The organism is Enterobacter sp. RHBSTW-00593, from assembly GCF_013784105.1.
Taxonomy (GTDB): domain Bacteria; phylum Pseudomonadota; class Gammaproteobacteria; order Enterobacterales; family Enterobacteriaceae; genus Enterobacter; species Enterobacter ludwigii.
The window spans coordinates 3,574,417-3,591,153 of sequence record NZ_CP056393.1; the positions used below are offsets into that span (position 1 = coordinate 3,574,417).

The 16,737-nt window shown below is 56.5% G+C and carries 10 protein-coding genes; 1 reads left to right on the top strand and 9 read right to left on the bottom strand.

Translation table 11 applies throughout. The annotated features are described in order from the left end of the window. Positions 1–59 precede the first annotated feature (59 nt). The 9 genes from bamB to HV242_RS17095 form a co-directional block, all read right to left on the bottom strand. Positions 60–1,238 carry an outer membrane protein assembly factor BamB gene (gene bamB / locus HV242_RS17055; protein WP_014171163.1) on the bottom strand — a complete coding sequence of 393 codons (1,179 nt, stop codon included), beginning with the start codon at positions 1,236–1,238 and terminating at the stop codon, positions 60–62. A 10-nt stretch (positions 1,239–1,248) separates the two neighbouring features. Further along, a complete protein-coding gene (locus HV242_RS17060; protein ID WP_020883032.1) occupies positions 1,249–1,869 on the bottom strand; it encodes a YfgM family protein in 621 nt (206 codons plus the stop codon). Positions 1,870–1,882: 13 nt separating this feature from the next. Further along, positions 1,883–3,157: a histidine--tRNA ligase gene (gene hisS, locus HV242_RS17065; RefSeq protein ID WP_020883031.1), complete on the bottom strand. Its 1,275-nt coding sequence runs from the start codon at positions 3,155–3,157 to the stop codon at positions 1,883–1,885. A gap of 81 nt (positions 3,158–3,238) precedes the next feature. After that, the gene (gene ispG, locus HV242_RS17070; protein WP_014171166.1) at positions 3,239–4,357 is read right to left on the bottom strand and encodes a flavodoxin-dependent (E)-4-hydroxy-3-methylbut-2-enyl-diphosphate synthase; all 1,119 of its coding nucleotides are present in this window, start codon (positions 4,355–4,357) and stop codon (positions 3,239–3,241) included. A 26-nt stretch (positions 4,358–4,383) separates the two neighbouring features. Further along, on the bottom strand, positions 4,384–5,400 hold the full coding sequence (gene rodZ, locus HV242_RS17075; protein ID WP_014171167.1) for a cytoskeleton protein RodZ: 1,017 nt from the start codon (positions 5,398–5,400) through the stop codon (positions 4,384–4,386). Positions 5,401–5,693: 293 nt separating this feature from the next. Next, complete coding sequence (locus tag HV242_RS17080) at positions 5,694–6,860, bottom strand: bifunctional tRNA (adenosine(37)-C2)-methyltransferase TrmG/ribosomal RNA large subunit methyltransferase RlmN (protein WP_014171168.1); 1,167 nt, start codon at positions 6,858–6,860, stop codon at positions 5,694–5,696. A 169-nt stretch (positions 6,861–7,029) separates the two neighbouring features. Then, positions 7,030–7,461 (bottom strand): nucleoside-diphosphate kinase, encoded by a 432-nt coding sequence (gene ndk, locus HV242_RS17085; protein WP_003860625.1) that lies wholly within the window; start codon positions 7,459–7,461, stop codon positions 7,030–7,032. Between the two features lie 156 nt (positions 7,462–7,617). After that, complete coding sequence (pbpC, locus tag HV242_RS17090) at positions 7,618–9,942, bottom strand: peptidoglycan glycosyltransferase PbpC (RefSeq protein ID WP_050737165.1); 2,325 nt, start codon at positions 9,940–9,942, stop codon at positions 7,618–7,620. A 1-nt stretch (position 9,943) separates the two neighbouring features. Beyond that, complete coding sequence (locus tag HV242_RS17095; protein WP_050737166.1) at positions 9,944–14,896, bottom strand: alpha-2-macroglobulin family protein; 4,953 nt, start codon at positions 14,894–14,896, stop codon at positions 9,944–9,946. 285 nt (positions 14,897–15,181) lie between these two features. On the opposite strand from HV242_RS17095, the gene HV242_RS17100 reads away from it, so the two are divergent. Continuing rightward, positions 15,182–16,726 (top strand): PTS transporter subunit EIIC, encoded by a 1,545-nt coding sequence (locus tag HV242_RS17100; RefSeq protein WP_047743081.1) that lies wholly within the window; start codon positions 15,182–15,184, stop codon positions 16,724–16,726. Positions 16,727–16,737: the final 11 nt, after the last annotated feature.

Genomic DNA, 16,737 nt, shown 5'->3' on the forward strand with positions numbered 1-16,737 from the left:
ATGTCAAAACGGCTCCTGAGTGAACAGGAGCCGTTTAGTATACTACAACCGCTGGGTAATTAACGCGTGATCGCGTACAGCGTGCCGTCTTTTGCCTGAATCAGCAGTTTGCCGTCAGCCACGACCGGTTCCGTCAGGAAACCTGAGCTGTCGACTTTTTGCTGAGCAACAAAACGACCGTTGTCCGGGTCAATCCAGTGCATATACCCTTCGCTATCACCCACCACCAGACTACCGTTGTACAGTGCTGGTGCGGTCAGCAGACGGTGCAGCAGATCGCTTTGCGTCCACAGCGTAACACCACCTTCGGTGCTGAGCGCCAGCAGACGGTCGTTCTGATCGACCATATAGATACGGTTGCCATCAACCACGAAATCATTTACCGAGCCCAGTTCACGTTTCCACATGACCTGGCCGCTGCGCAGATCCAGCGCGGTCAGGTTACCGTTATAGGCCAGTGCGTAAACCACACCGTCAACGATAACCGGGGTCGTGTCGACATCGCTCAGACGATCGATTTCCGTTGAGCCTGTCGCCTGAGAAATACGCTGCTGCCAGATCATCTGGCCTTGCTGCATCAGTACCGCGCTTACACGACCGTTGTCACCGCCAACAATGGCAGCACCAAAGGCGGTAGCCGGCGCAGATTCACCGCGCAGGGACAAGGAAGGCATATCCAGGTTCACGGTCCATTTCACCAGACCATCGGCTTCGTTCAGCGCCTGCAGCTGGCCGTTGCTGGTGTGGATCAGTACCATGCCGTCGCTCACGACCGGACGAGACAGAGACTCACCGGCCACGGAGGTTTGCCATGCAACAGAACCATCGCTGGTGTTGAGAGCATAGACCTGGGCTTTTTCGCTACCCACATACACATGCCCACCGGCAACGGTCAGACCGCCAGAAAGCAGTGCCGGTTTACGAGAGAACCAGCCGTCTTTTTCCGCCAGGTTAACCGACCACACTTCTTTCCCGTCATCGGCGTTAACCGCCTTCACGGTACCTTTGCGGTCAGCCGCATAGATAACGCTGTCGGCAAAAGCCGGGTGCAGGTTGGAATAAAAATCACCAATACCATCGCCCACGGAGGTGCTCCACGCAGTGGACGGGGTAAACTGGTTTTCAACAGTCGGCAGTGGGGACATTTTCACAACGTCTTCTTCGCCACTGAACAGTGAACAGCCACTCAATAACGTAACAGAAAGCAGTCCTGGCAGAAGTAATTTACGCAATTGCATCGGGTCCCTCTCAGACGGACAAATTATTTATTTTCATCTGCATCATTTCGCTCAGCGCAGGTGAAGCTTTGCTCTCTACGCCAGCTTGCCACGCTTTACGCGCGCCCGCTTTGTCACCTTTGCTCAGCAGTGCTTCACCGCGCAGATCGGCAACAATGGCAGCAAAACCTTCGCCTTTGATGGTATCGAGCGTTTTCAGCGCATCGTCAGCTTTTTTCTGCTGAACCTGAATACGAGCCAGGCGCAGATTGATTACCGCTTTCAGATTTTCATCACTGGCGGCGGTTAGCCCTTGTGACAGCAGGCTAGCGGCTTTATCCAGCTCGTTCTTATCAACGTACTGCTGCGCCACTTCCAGTGCGGCCAGCGCACCGTAGGTGTTTTTGTTGTCAGCGGCAAATTTCTCTGCCGCCGTCAGCGTTTGCGGCTGATCGGCACGGATTGCGCTAACGGTATTTTCATACGACAGCGACGCGTCACGCGCGGAGTCCGCCTGATGACTGTTCCAGTAACGCCAGCCTACCAGCGCACCGACACCTAAAATAACCCCAACAACCAGCGCCTTGCCGTTTTCGACAAAGAAGCGTTTAATCGCGTCGACCTGATCGTGTTCGTTCTCGTAAATTTCCACGCAGTCCTTCTCCTTAGCCCAATAGAGTGCGCAAGTGCGCCGCAACGCCGTCCTGCGTTACCGTTGTCTGCTCACCCGAGCGCAGGTCTTTCACAACCACTTCGCCGTTAGCCACTTCGGACTCGCCCAGCACCAGTGCAATACTTGCGCCCCATTTATCGGCACGAGCAAACTGTTTTTTGAAGTTGCCGCCGCCATGGTTGGTCATCAGCTTCACGTCCGGCAGTGCATCACGCACACGTTCCGCAAGCTGCATTGCCGCAGGCTGCGTTTCCGCGCCTGAGGCTACCAGGTATATATCGACAACGGAATCTGCTTTAAATTCCGGATTAACTGCCTGAACCAGCAAAACAAGTCGCTCAAGACCCATGGCGAAGCCAACGCCAGGGGCTGGACGACCACCAAGCTGCTCAACCAGACCGTCATAACGACCGCCGGCACACACGGTGCCCTGGGAACCGAGGCTGGATGTCACCCACTCGAACACGGTGCGGTTGTAGTAGTCCAGACCGCGCACCAGACGCTGGTTCACGGTATAAGCAATGCCCGCGGCTTCCAGCAGTTTGCACAGACCCGCAAAGTGCTCACGTGACGCTTCGTCCAGGTAGTCGCCCAATGCAGGAGCATCGTTCAACAGCGCCTGTACGTCAGGGTTTTTGGAATCCAGCACGCGCAGTGGGTTGCTGTACATACGACGTTTGCAGTCTTCGTCCAGCTTCTCTTTGTGCTGCTCCAGGAACGCAACCAGTGCGTCACGGTAGTTCGCGCGTGCTTCCAGAGAACCGATGGAGTTCAGTTCCAGTGAGACGTGCTCAGCAATGCCGAGCGCACGCCACCAGCGGGCAGTCAACATAATCAGTTCGGCGTCAATGTCCGGGCCCTGCAGGCCAAAGACTTCCACACCCAACTGGTTGAACTGGCGATAACGACCTTTCTGTGGACGTTCGTGGCGGAACATCGGGCCGATATACCACAGGCGCTGCTCCTGATTGTACAGGAGACCATGTTCGATGCCGGCGCGTACGCAGCCCGCCGTACCTTCCGGACGCAGTGTCAGGCTGTCGCCGTTGCGGTCCTCAAAGGTGTACATCTCTTTTTCAACCACGTCGGTCACTTCGCCGATCGCGCGTTTGAATAACGGGGTCTGCTCTACAATCGGCAAACGGATTTCGCTGTAACCGTAGCTGCCGAGCACCTGTTTGAGTGTGCCTTCAATGCGCTGCCAGATGGCGGTTTCGCCAGGCAGATAATCGTTCATGCCGCGGATGGCTTGAATGTTTTTTGCCACGTTTATTCTCTTTCTATATACAAAAAAGAACCCAAAGAATGGGTTCAATCATACATGGGAAGCGCCACGCTTCCCATCACGTTATTTTTCAACCTGCTGAATGCTGATGCGCTGCGCTTCATCCATCATTGTTGCTTTGGCACGGATGCGGGCTTCAAGCTGGTCGATCATATCACTATTATCCAGACGATCTTTACGCACGCCATCTTCATAGAGACCACTTTTCTTGTTACCGCCGGTGACGCCGAGCGTTGACACCAGGGCTTCACCCGGACCGTTCACCACGCATCCGATGATGGAGACGTCCATCGGGGTGATGATATCTTCCAGACGTTGCTCAAGCGCATTCACCGTGCCAATCACGTCAAATTCCTGACGTGAACAGGTTGGACAGGCAATGAAGTTGATCCCACGTGCGCGGATACGCAGTGATTTGAGGATATCGAAACCAACTTTGATCTCTTCTACCGGATCGGCCGCCAGCGAAACGCGCAGGGTGTCACCGATCCCTTCCGAGAGCAGCAGCCCCAGACCGATCGCCGATTTAACGGAACCGCTACGAAGGCCACCGGCTTCCGTAATCCCGAGGTGCAAAGGCTGATCGATCTGTTTTGCCAGCAGGCGATAAGACTCTACTGCCAGGAACACATCTGAGGCTTTTACGCTGACTTTGAACTGATCGAAGTTCAGACGATCAAGATGATCAACGTGACGCATCGCGGATTCAAGCAGCGCCTGCGGCGTTGGCTCACCGTATTTTTCCTGCAGATCTTTTTCCAGGGAACCGGCGTTAACGCCGATACGGATAGGAATATTTTTATCGCGGGCGCAATCCACCACCATGCGGATACGCTCTTCGTTACCGATGTTGCCCGGGTTTATACGCAGGCAGTCGACGCCATATTCAGCAACTTTCAGCGCAATGCGGTAATCGAAGTGGATATCAGCAACCAGCGGAACGCTGACCTGCTGTTTGATCAGTTTGAACGCCTCTGCGGCATCCATTGTCGGCACGGAGACGCGAACAATGTCCGCGCCTACACGTTCTAACGCTTTGATCTGATTGACCGTCGCTTCCACGTCTGTGGTACGCGTGTTGGTCATCGACTGGACGGCGATAGGAGCCCCATCGCCGATTGGCACATTACCAACGTAAATCCGTTTCGATTTTCTACGTTGAATCGGAGCCTGGTTATGCATGAAAAATCTCCCGCGTTGCCCGTCTGTTACTGTGCTGCTGATTGTTCGGCATTAACGGTAAGACGCGCAACCTGGTTAGTTCTGATAAAGCGGCTCAGGTCGACAGGTTTTCCTTGATACTGGATCTGAACTGCTGCCGGAGCGCCGATTTTAAGTTTATACGGTGCCTGGCCGGTTAGGTTTAACGTGCCATCTTTACGCTGCAGACCGCTGAACAGTTTTTTACCTGTTGCATCGGTCACTTCCAGCCAGCAGTCAGCAGAGAAGTTCATCACCAGCGCATTTGGGTCCGCCGCCGGCGCAGCCGTTCCGGCCGGGTTGGTTGGCAGTGACGCAGCACCGTTGTCCGCAGGCTGAGTGGCCGCTGGCGCGTTGGTCGCGGTATCCACGTTTGCCTGAGAAGGGGCAACCACCGCGTTTGGATCCTGAGCCTGAGGCGCAGGGGTATTAGCCGTTGCGGCGGGCGCCTGCCCGGCATCGGTTGCAGGCGCATCGGTCGCGGCAGTCTGCGGCTCGCTGGAGGTGGCAGCACCTTCGGTATTCAGCGGCACGCTCTGAGCGTTGTCATTGCCGGACTGATTGAGCTCGGCGGAGGATTGATCGGCCATGGTGGTGATCTCTTCCTGCTGCGCCTTGTGGTTTTGCCACCACCATGCGCCCGTCAGGCCGATTACCACAAACAGCACCAGCCAGGTAAAGCTCATCAGCCAGCCATCACGTTTTTTACGACGTTTTCCCAGGGAGAAGGTCTGCATCGGCGCAACTTTTGCTGCGCGGACCGGTGCCTGCTTCTCCATCATTGGCAGTAATTCTTCTTCAGGGATATGCACCAGTTTTGCATAAGAGCGGATGTAACCACGCAGAAATGTTGAAGCCAGATCGGCCGGAGCCTTATCTTCTTCAATATCGCGAACCGTGGAAACCTTCAGACATAAGCGTTCTGCAACGGCTTGCTGGCTGAGTCCGAGTTGTTCACGGGCGTTGCGAAGACGAACGCCAGTGGAGAGTGCTTCATGTTGGTCGTGAGTGGCTTCAGTATTCATTCGCTACAACTACTGGTACGTGAAAAAAAAGGGTTCAGGTGCCGGTAAGTCACAATGCCACCCGCACCGCGAAAGTTCTGATCAGTTAACCTTGAACAGACAGTATAAGACTGTCAGCCCGGAGATGACAGCACAGCCCTGCCCGTCAGGATAAACTGTTGTTACGTCGTTACATACTGCCCGAAAGTCGGATGAAACGCACCGTAATTATTGATCAGTCATCACGAATCTGACTGATTATTCAGTAAGATTATGCTTCACGGCGCAAATAATGCGCCGTGAGTGCATAAGAATCAAACAGCTTTGACCGCAATCGTCTCGCCCTGCATACGTTTACGCAGGGTACGTTTGGTACGGTCAATCACATCACCTGCCAGCTGTCCGCATGCAGCATCGATATCATCACCACGGGTTTTACGCACGATAGTGGTGAAACCATACTCCATCAGCACCTTGGAGAAACGGTCGATACGGCTGTTCGAGCTACGGCCATAAGGTGCGCCCGGGAACGGGTTCCATGGAATCAGGTTGATTTTGCACGGCGTATCTTTCAGCAGTTCAGCCAGTTGATGCGCATGCTCGGTACCGTCGTTTACGTGATCGAGCATGACATACTCGATCGTCACGCGGCCCTGGTTCGCGTTGGATTTCTCCAGGTAGCGACGCACGGCGGCGAGGAAAGTTTCGATATTGTACTTTTTGTTGATGGGTACAATTTCGTCACGGATTTCGTCGTTCGGTGCATGCAGTGAGATCGCCAGCGCAACGTCAATCATGTCGCCCAGCTTGTCCAGTGCAGGCACTACGCCTGACGTCGACAGCGTTACGCGACGCTTGGACAGACCAAAGCCGAAGTCATCCAGCATGATTTCCATCGCCGGAACGACGTTGGTCAGGTTCAGCAGTGGCTCGCCCATGCCCATCATCACTACGTTGGTGATTGGACGGGTCCCGGTCACTTTCGCCGCACCGACGATTTTCGCCGCACGCCACACCTGGCCGATAATTTCAGACACGCGCAGGTTACGGTTGAATCCTTGCTGAGCGGTTGAGCAGAACTTGCACTCCAGCGCACAGCCTACCTGAGAGGAGACGCACAGCGTGGCGCGGTCTTCTTCCGGGATGTAGACGGTTTCAACGCGCTGATCGCCAACGGCAATCGCCCATTTGATGGTGCCATCGGCAGAGCGCTGCTCCTCCACCACTTCTGGTGCACGGATTTCAGCCACTTCTTTGAGCTTATTGCGCAGCACTTTGTTGATGTCAGTCATGTCATCAAAGTTGTCGCTGCAATAGTGGTACATCCATTTCATGACCTGATCGGCACGAAACGGCTTCTCGCCCATCTCTTTAAAGAACTCGCGCATCTGCTGACGGTTCAGATCCAGCAGGTTAATTTTTCCATTTTTATTTGGAACCGCAGGAATGGCGACTTCGGAGGTATTCACTAATTCAGACATAATTTTTTCCGGCCTCGTTGTTACACGTTATGGCCCATGGAGGGTTGAAAAGAAACGCCCCGGAAAGCAGTCTGCTCGTCCGGGGCGTTGCATTGTACAAAGTCTGGCGCAGGGATGCCACGTCTGCACGCGGCATTTACGAAAATAATGTGTAAACGAAACCGTTAAATTAACGGGTACGTGGACACACTTCGCCTTCAGCGAAGAAGAACGCGATTTCACGAGCGGCAGATTCAACAGAATCGGAACCGTGGGTGCCGTTCTCGGTGAAGCTGTCTGCATAGTCAGCGCGCAGGGTACCAGCCAGTGCGTTATCCGGGTTGGTCGCACCCAGCAGGTCACGGTGACGCTGTACTGCGTTTTCGCCTTCCAGTACGGATACAACGATCGGGCCAGAAGTCATGAACTCAACCAGACCGTCGAAGAATGGACGACCTTCGTGCTCAGCGTAGAAACCGCGAGCCTGCTCAACGGTCAGGTGCAGCATTTTGGTGCCAACGATTTTGAACCCTGCTGATTCAAAGCGAGCAAAGATGCTGCCAATAACGTTTTTTGCCACCGCGTTTGGTTTGATGATGGAAAAAGTACGTTCAATAGCCATGATAACCTCTGTAAATGTTCTGTTGTTTTTCATACCTGAGTATGGTGTGGCGCGGATTATAATGAGCAATAGCGCCATTGCCTATGGATTCAGGTAACATTTTTTTAAAATGAGACGAAGATTAGCAACAGCTCACAGCAGAAGAGACGTTTAACGCTACTGCAGCGTGAAATTCACCGTCGCCACCTGCCCCGCTTCATCCATCACCAGCACCTGATAATCGCCTGATTTATCAAGCTGTAAGGTGTAAACCCGGCTCTTCACCGCCAGCGGTTCGCCATTCAAAAACCACCAGCGTTCACCGCTATTGCCGGTGGCCTGTAGCGGTAACGAGACGCGGGACTCCCCCGGCAGACGCTTGATAACCGCGCCTTCACGCACGCCAGTCAACATCAGCGGTGCAGGTGAGTCCTGCGATAAGGGCGGACAGGTAGCCGATGGCGAAGGGATCCGTGCTGAGCGCCGCTCGGCTGCAGGCAGCCAGGGTTCCAGCGGCAGCGGCCAGACATCCAGAACTTTCTCGGTCGCATCCGGGCAGTCTGCCGCCACGCGTTTGCCCTCTTTATCCAGCCAGACCGGGAAACGGATCCCGCGAATACCTTCCTGTTCCGGTAGGAGCAATGTCGGCGGCTCGCTGCCGTCCAGCAGCCAGGTCGCCAGGCGACGACGGCAATTTTCGCTCCCTTCCGGCAGCGACTGGCCGCCCGGCCAACAGATGACGCCGCGTCCCACACCGTCAGGACGCGGGTCGCGTGGCAGACGCGCCTGATCGAGCGTTGAACCAGACTGCAGAACATTATTCACCTGGTTAAGCAGAGGTACCGCGCTCGCAAACCCAAACTGACCCGCCACAGGCGTGCCGTCCGGTCGTCCGGTCCAGATCCCAATAACGTAACGGGCATTCAGCCCTACCGCCCATGCGTCACGGTAGCCATAGCTGGTTCCCGTTTTCCATGCCAGAGGTACCACCTGCGGCAGCGCATTGTCCGGCAGCGGCTGCGCCTCATTGGCCAGAATACGGCGAATGATCCACGCCGCCCCCTGGGATAGCAACGGCCGCTCTGACAGGGGATCGCCTGGCTGTAAGCGCAGCCGGCCCGCTTTACCGTGTCGGGCGAACGCGCTATAGGCCGCGGTAATATCGGCCAGCCGCGCCCCTGCCCCGCCCAGGATCAGCGATAAATTCGGCTGTGCGCCAGCAGGTAAAATCAGCGGCAAACCTGCATTACTTAACATCGCAGCAAAACGTTTTGGTCCGTATGCCTCGAGCACCTGCACGGCGGGCAGATTAAGGGAACGTACCAGCGCTTCACTCATACTCACCGGCCCATGAAACCCACTGTCGAAATTACCCGGGCGATAATCCCCCGTTTTTCTTGGAACATCCTGGAGCAGCGATGCCGGGTGGATCAAACCGTCGTCCAGCGCCATACCGTAGATAAAGGGCTTGAGCACCGATCCCGGCGATCGGATCGCATTCACCATATCCACATGGCTAAACCGGGTGTCATCGTTAATGTCGACCGATCCCACCCAGCCACGCACTTTCATATCCGTATGATCGACGACGATCATTGCCAGCGAACTGCGAGCCGGCAGACGGGATTTCCAGTTCATCGCCAGTTCTTCAAGCTGCCGCTGCAGGGACGCATCCAGGGTAGTCACAATTTTAGTATCACGACTTTTGCTGAGCATCATGCGCGAAAAGAGCGGTGCCAGCTGCGGCATTTGCCGGGGCGCCAGCCATACCGCTTCTTCACGGGACTCCTTAACCTGGCTTGCCGACCAGACGCCCTGCGTCACCATCCGGTCGAGCACTTTGTTGCGTGCCGCTTCTGCACGTTCCGGCCAGCGGTCAGGACGCAACCGGCTTGGCGCCTGCGGCAATACGGCGAGCAGCGCCGCTTCGGAATAGCTGAGCTGCGAAGGCGGTTTGCCGAGGTAGGTCCAGCTTGCCGCACCAATCCCCTGCAGCGTACCGCCAAACGGGGCGCGGTTAAGATAAAGCGTGAGGATGTCGCGCTTAGAGAGGTGCCACTCAAGCTGCATGGCTCGCCAGAGCTGACGAATTTTGCCACCAAAAGTGCGCGGATGCGGATCCAGCAGGCGCGCCACCTGCATGGTGAGCGTGCTGCCGCCTGAGACAACCCTCCCGGAGGTAAGATCCTGCCAGGCGGCGCGCAGCACAGAGAACGGATTCACGCCTGGATGGTCCCAGAACCAGCGATCTTCATACTGGATCAAGGCTTCAAGATAGCGGGGAGAAACCTCTTCGAGAGTGACCGGATAGCGCCAGATCCCTTCGCTGTCGGCAAAACGCCAGAGCGGTGCGCCTTTTTCGTCCACCACCACCCGTGCGGGGTTGACCTCTTTCAGAGGCAACGGCCACAGGCGATCAGCGGCCAGGATCAGCCCCCATAAAACGAGAAGCGCTCCCGCCAGCCACAGCCAGCGGGAGCGTATCAGACGTACAAGCCGCATATTACGGTACAACAATCAGCGGGCCACTGGCCGCACCTGTTGCCCGCCACTGCGGAACATACATGGACTCCACCATCGGGACCGGCACCTCATAGGTTCCCGGCGTCACGGCGCGCGCCAGATAAACCAGCGTGACCGGCTGCCCTTCGTTAACCGGCACCGCCGCCACAAAGCGATCGTCGCGGAATTCCATATGCTGAATATCCGCCTGCTGCATTTGACTGAGCAGGTTCTGCACTTCGCTGCCGCTGTCCTGCAGGCTGGCGCTGCTGCTCGCCAGGTTCTGGTTTTCCAGTTCCAGCCCCGCCGGGAGGAGATCGACAACCAGCGCATCCGGCACGTTCTGGCTGGCCTTCACTTCAAGCCATACCAGCACCAGCTCGCCGCTCTTCAGTGACGTGAGCGACTTTGTACTGCCGTCGGTTGCCAGAATATGGCGCTCAATCTGCAGCACGTTAGACGATGGCTGAGGTGCAGATGCCGGATAACCGGTGCTATCAAGTCGTACCCACAGCGGTGTGCTACCGGTATTGGTCACCTGCAGCGCGCCAAGCTGGTCGCCGTTCACATTCTGTACCTGGGCTTTATCACCGCCTGATGCAGTATCCGCCAGAGACGTTTGCGCCTGCCATGCGCCGGATAAAGTTTGCAGCGAGCGTCCGGCCAAGAACAGGGCGTTACTCTCCTGGGTCGAGAGCCAGCGCTGGCTGAAAGCTTGTTCCGACAAGGCGTTCAGCAGCGTATTTTGCGCATCCGGCAGAAGCTTGTACTCCTCAAGCAGAGAGAGCATCAGCGCATTATCACGAAGCGCACTGCCATAATCGGCCATCCAGTTTTTGCTGTCGTTACGCGGCGTTTTGATGGCCAGACCCAGTGCCTGCTGGCTGCGCGGTGCGTCGCCCATCAATTTTAGCGCCATCCCCAGCTGCATCAGCGGCAGCCCGGAAGCGGCCTGTCCGTGACGTTCCCAGATTTCACGCAACGCACCAAGCGGGGCCTTTTGCTGGCGAGCCAGCACCAGCGCGGCATAGGCCTGCACCGCAAATTTACTGGCCTGGGTATCATCGCTGTAGCGGATGGACATCATACCTGGGTCCTGCAGGTAACGCAGCAAGCGGCTGTTGGCATTGTTAACCGCCTCAGCAGGCACGCTGTAGCCCTGCTCGCCTGCACGAACCAGGAAGTCAGTGACATAGGCGGTGAGCCAGTACTCCTCCGGACCGTTTTTATCCCAAAGCGCGAAACCTCCGTCATCACGCTGCATCTGCAGCAGACGGGAGATTCCGATATCAATGGCCGCACGGCGCTTGTCATCCGTATCCCCTTTGATGCCAAGCGCGGTCAACTGCGCCGCGTTGGTGTAGAGCGACGGGAACAGACCACTGGTGGTTTGCTCCAGACAGCCATACGGGTATGCCTGCAGCTCACGAATATAGCGCGCCAGATTCAGAGGCGGTTTCCCGCTCAGCAGCAATTGTCCCTGTAGCGTGGCTGGAGAGAAGCCATTAAGGTGCTGCGCCGGTGCACTCCACGACTCACCAGGATTCAGCATGGCACCGGTATTAACGGTCTGCGCCGGGAATGCCGGACGAACGCCGATTTTCCAGCTCTTCTGTTGTGCAGCGAAAGTCTCGCCCGGCAGCTGCAGGCCGGTCACCTGAGCGGTCACTTCACCATCACCGTAGCCATCCAGCGCACGTACCGGGATAAACAGGGTGCTGCGCGCGCCCGGCGGTAACTTCACGGGCTGCGGCTGTGCGCCCTCAAGCGACAGCTTGCCGGTAGCGGTAAAGGCAACGTTCAGCGTTTGCGGCTGGTCCGTCAGGTTGGTCACATCCAGCGTCAGGCGTGAGGTATCGCCACTTGCCAGGAAGCGCGGCGTGTTCAGTTCGGTAATGATTGGGGCGGCGACAATTACTTTACCTTCGCTGCTGCCGAAATCATCTTCCGTCCAGGCCTGCGCCATCAGACGCAGCTCGCCGTTGAAGTCTCCAATGGGCAGCGTCACGGTCCCTTCACCGTTAGCATCGAGCTCGACCGGCTGCGCCTGCTGGGCAATGATAGTCACGTGGTTCACCGGTGGTTTACCGCCGCGCTTAAGCTCATCGCCGTCACCACCAAAGCGCAGTGCAGCCATGCGGCCCTGCCCTTCAATGACCTGACCGTAAATATCGTAGATATCCGCGCCGTAGCGCTTCTGACCGAAGAACGCTTCCCACGGATCCGGGGTAACGTAATCGGTGATGTTCAACACGCCGCTGTCCACTGCCGAGATCAGCACATTCACTTTCTGCGGAACGGCGCCTTCTTTGACGCTGGCCTTCACCTTCACGGACAGCGTCTGGTTTGGCCGCATTTTCTGCGGATTTTCCAGCGCGACATTCAGGCGGCGATTCTCATCGCCCATCGGCAGATGCAGTAACCCGACGGCACGTTTCGGCGTCGCTGATTTGGATTTATCGCCAGGGCGTACCACCAGCGTGCTGAGATAGAGATCGTGACGTTTCCAGGCCTTATCCACCGGGATTGAGAGATCGAGTCCGTTGGCCGGTACGTCGATCTCTTTCCACCACAGCGGCCCTTCGCTGGACTCGATCATTGCATAGCCTTTACCCGCCGCCGGAGCAGCGATATGCAGCTGGATGGTATCTCCCGGCTGATAGGAAGGCTTGTCCAGTTTCATGGTCACACGGTCGGGGCGAGCGGCACCGGTGCCGTCGCTATTATCCTGCCAGCTGTAGCCGGCCCAGAAGCGCACGCTGCTGACCATGTCGTCCGGCGCTTTGACCTCCAGACGGTACGAGCCCCACTCCACCGGGAAGGTCACTTTACCGGTTTCATCGGCCTTAAGGGTCAGCTCCTGCTCGCCCTCAACCAGGTCTTTCTGATCAAACTGTGACTGCCAGCCATCGCTCTCTGACCAGTTCCAGTAGTAGTCACGGCGCTCACGGATCAGGCGAACCTGTAACCCGGAAACCGCCTTTTTTGCCCCGCTGGCATCGGCATAGACGATATCAAAGCTGGCATTGCCGTTTTCATCCACGATCGGCTGGTTGACGGTGGTGTCAGTGCGGTAGTCATAAACGGCCTTACTGGCAAACTGAGGACGGATACCCGGCAGATCAGCCGCCGGCCAGATGGCCTGCTCAGCACGGCGCGTCACCGGGCGACCGCCCGATTCCAGAAGGCTGGCCTGCAGGATCAGCTGCAGCGGTGAATGCGCCTCTTTCCACTGGCTTTCGGTCGAGACCTGTCCGCGCCCCTGTTCATCAAGGGTTAGCTGAACTTCATCCAGGCTGCGGCTCAGGTTCTCTTCGGCGATATCACCAAACTGGAAGCCCGGCAGTGCAGCGACGGCTTCGCGCAGCGGTCGCAGGAAAAGCTGGCCTTGCAGGGAATTTCCGTTGGCAGGTGCGCCATACAGGTAATAACCCGCAATGTTAAAATCGACGTTATCCTCGGTGGAAACCGGCGCTTTTTGTCCCGTCAGATTAAGCGCCATACGCTCCGGCATAAAATCTTCAACGTGGAAATCCCACAGGCGCTGTTGGTTATCGCCGGTATTGGCGCGGATATGCCACATACCGGTCTGCGCCCCGCCGTCCAGGGAATAATTGAAGCGATAGAGGCCGTTCTCAGGCTGGACGACAACCGTGCGCGCCACCTGTCCGTCCGGGCGCAGTACGTCGAGTTTAACCGGCTGGGCAGGAAGCGGTTTACCGTCGCTGTCGCGCAGCAAACCATTGAGGATCACCGTTTCGCCAGGGCGATAGAGATCGCGCGGGCCAAACATAAAGAATTGCTTGCTGTAGCCAGGGCTACCTGCGATATCAAACTCCGCCAGATCGAGGGCCGGAAGCTTGAGGTCAAGCAGCGTGGTCTGTCCGTCTTTGCTGGCCAGAATCAGCGCGGCTTCTTTGTCAGTCTCAAGTTTTGCGTGGCCGTCAGCATCGCTGTTCGCTTCGGCAAGCGTCTGCCCTTTATCATTCAACAGGGTGACGGTAACGCCGGATTGCGCCGCGCCATCTTCCAGGCTCTGGGTGAAAATATCCAGACGATTATGATAACGGTGAGCGGACAACCCAATATCACTTAAGGTAAAGAGCGTCGCGGCATTGCTGTAGTTATAGTGCCCGGCCTGATTCATGACCGCGATGTACACGCCTGACTGCTGGAGCGGCTTAATATCCCGCAGCGGCAACAGCAGTTTTTCACGGGTGTTGCGTGCCGGATTGAGGTCAAACCGGCCGGTATACACCAGGTCCGCCATTTTGAGCAGATTATCGGACTCCCAATTGGTCAGGGAGTTACGGTACTCCCACTGGCTGACAAAGGAGGCCAGGGATTCAGGCTTCACGCGGTAGAAATTCACGTCAACATTGTTGACGTTGAGCGCCATTACCGGCAGACCTTCCACCACCTTGCCCGGCAGCAGCGAGCCACGGCTGGCAAAACCGACCGTCGGTTCAACATCCCGGGTAGTCAGGGCTTTTTCGTAATCGATACCAAATGTCGCTTTGTTCAGCGCCTGCAAATCACGTTCAACGGTGACAACCAGATTGCGGTTGGGCTCCAGATGGCGCAGGCGTAGCTCTTTCAGGTTAGGTGCGAGTTCCCACGCCCCGTCAACCTTGCCGCTTTTTTTATCCACCACATGCACTGTTTTGGCGAAATCCTGATCGGGATTGAGCGGAACAGAGAAGGTCAGCACCAGCGTGGCCGCGCCATCAAGCTGCACCTCTGAGGTATCCAGCAGGGTGAGCGCTTTGCCCTGACTCTGTGCCGCCAGCGTTGCCAGCTTTTCAGCGTCCGGCTTTTCCGGTGCTTTCGGTGTCGTTGCTGTGGATGCTGCGGGAGCCGCAACCTGAGAGTTATCGTCGCTGTTATCACAGCCGACAAGCGAAAATGTGGTAAGCAGCGCGAGAGAAATCGCGGCTAAGCGAAACGGTGTCATCCTTTGTCCCTGGCCCATGGAGCCTGTTGGTCGTCTTCCGGATAAGTATTATCCGCAAGTTTCATTAATACAAAAAGTCTAATTTTAGAATCTGGAAAGCACCTCGCAGAGCGACGACGCCTTTACTCAGGCACTGCTATGCCGATCACAGTCGCAAACGTCACATGTTACCTTTTACGTCATTTGTTTTTAAAACAAGAAGATAGCTGGATTACCTCGCCTTTAGCCTGCTAGCTTTAAGCTCAAGACGCACCCCGAGTGCGCGGTTCACTAAGAGAGACAGTCATGAAACGAGCCGTGAACGCCCTACAAAATTTCGGAAAATCGTTGTACGGACCGGTACTTATCTTACCGATCGTCGGTCTGTTTATCGCATTTGGTAACGTCCTGGGGAACGGTAACCTCGCAGAGTATGTGCCGTTTCTCGGCCATCCGCTGATTCAGCATGTTGGTCAGCTTATCGCGAAATCGGCCGTGTCAGTACTGGTTAACCTGGCGCTGGTGTTTGCCGTCGGGATACCGATTGGCCTGGCCACGCGTGATAAAGGCTATGCGGCCCTGATCGGCCTGGTGACCTTTGTTGTTTTCATTAACGCGATGAACGTTACGCTGCAGCTCCAGGGCGAACTGGCCCCCGCTGACCAGATGAAAGCCGCCGGGCAAAGTATGGTGCTGGGCGTGCAGGTGCTGGAGATGGGCGTTTTCGCCGGGATCCTGACCGGGGCGCTGTCCGGATACCTGTACAACAAATACTCCGGCGTACAGTTTAACGGCGCGATGGCCATCTATTCCGGCCACTGTTTCGTCGCCATCGTCATGCTTCCTGTCTCAATGCTGCTCGGCGTCGTGATGAGCGAACTGTGGCCATTTGCCCAGCATGGCATCAGCGCACTGGCGCTGGCGATCAAAGGTTCCGGGCCTTTTGGGGTGGCCATTTACGGCTTCCTGGAACGCATTCTGGTGCCGACCGGCCTGCATCATCTGGTCTATACCCCCTTCCTGTATACCGAACTTGGGGGGACGCAAGAGGTATGCGGCACGGTTTATCAGGGCGCACGCAATATCTATTTCGCCGAAATGGCTTGTCCGGAAGTGAAGCAGTTGAGCAGCACGGTAGTGTGGGACGCGCGCGGCATCAGCAAAATGTTTGGCCTGCCCGCGGCGGCGCTGGCGATGTACATGACCGCCAGGCCGGAGCGCAAAGCGGCAGCCAAAGCCATCCTGATCCCGGCAGCGTTAACCTCTCTGCTGGTGGGCGTTACCGAGCCGATTGAGTTTTCGTTTCTGTTCGTCGCTCCGCTGCTGTTTGTGGTACATGCGGCGCTGACCGGCATCGGCATGATGCTTTTCTCCCTGTTCGGTGTTCATGCCATCGGCGCTAACGGAATTATCGATTTTATTCTTTATAACCTGCCGCTCGGCACGGAGAAGTCCAACTGGCCGATGTACATCGTGGTCGGGCTCATCATGTTCGCGCTCTATTTTGTGGTGTTCCGCTTCCTGATCCTGCGCTTCAACATGAAGACGCCTGGACGCGAGGATGACGATCAGGAGACGCGCCTGTACAGCAAACAGGAGTATCAGGCGAAGGGGAACAATGACGGGCTGGGTGAATCCATCGTGGTGGGACTGGGAGGCCGGGAAAACATTGAGGTAGTGGATAACTGCTACACCCGCTTACGCGTCACGGTGAAGGATGTCTCCATCATCGACGAGCCGCGTCTTAAAGCGACCGGCGCGAAAGGGATTATCAAACAAGGTAACAACGTTCAGGTGGTCTACGGGCTGCATGTCAAAAAAATGCGAGAAGCCGTTGAGACGTTTCTCTGAGAGGAGCTAAA

Bases quoted from the DNA above. Each gene is read 5' to 3' on its own strand.
- bamB (WP_014171163.1), bottom strand. From the start codon at position 1,238: ATGCAATTGCGTAAATTACTTCTGCCAGGACTGCTTTCTGTTACGTTA.
- ispG (WP_014171166.1), bottom strand. From the start codon at position 4,357: ATGCATAACCAGGCTCCGATTCAACGTAGAAAATCGAAACGGATTTAC.
- rodZ (WP_014171167.1), bottom strand. From the start codon at position 5,400: ATGAATACTGAAGCCACTCACGACCAACATGAAGCACTCTCCACTGGC.
- HV242_RS17080 (WP_014171168.1), bottom strand. From the start codon at position 6,860: ATGTCTGAATTAGTGAATACCTCCGAAGTCGCCATTCCTGCGGTTCCA.
- ndk (WP_003860625.1), bottom strand. From the start codon at position 7,461: ATGGCTATTGAACGTACTTTTTCCATCATCAAACCAAACGCGGTGGCA.
- pbpC (WP_050737165.1), bottom strand. From the start codon at position 9,942: ATGCGGCTTGTACGTCTGATACGCTCCCGCTGGCTGTGGCTGGCGGGA.
- HV242_RS17095 (WP_050737166.1), bottom strand. From the start codon at position 14,896: ATGACACCGTTTCGCTTAGCCGCGATTTCTCTCGCGCTGCTTACCACA.
- HV242_RS17100 (WP_047743081.1), top strand. From the start codon at position 15,182: ATGAAACGAGCCGTGAACGCCCTACAAAATTTCGGAAAATCGTTGTAC.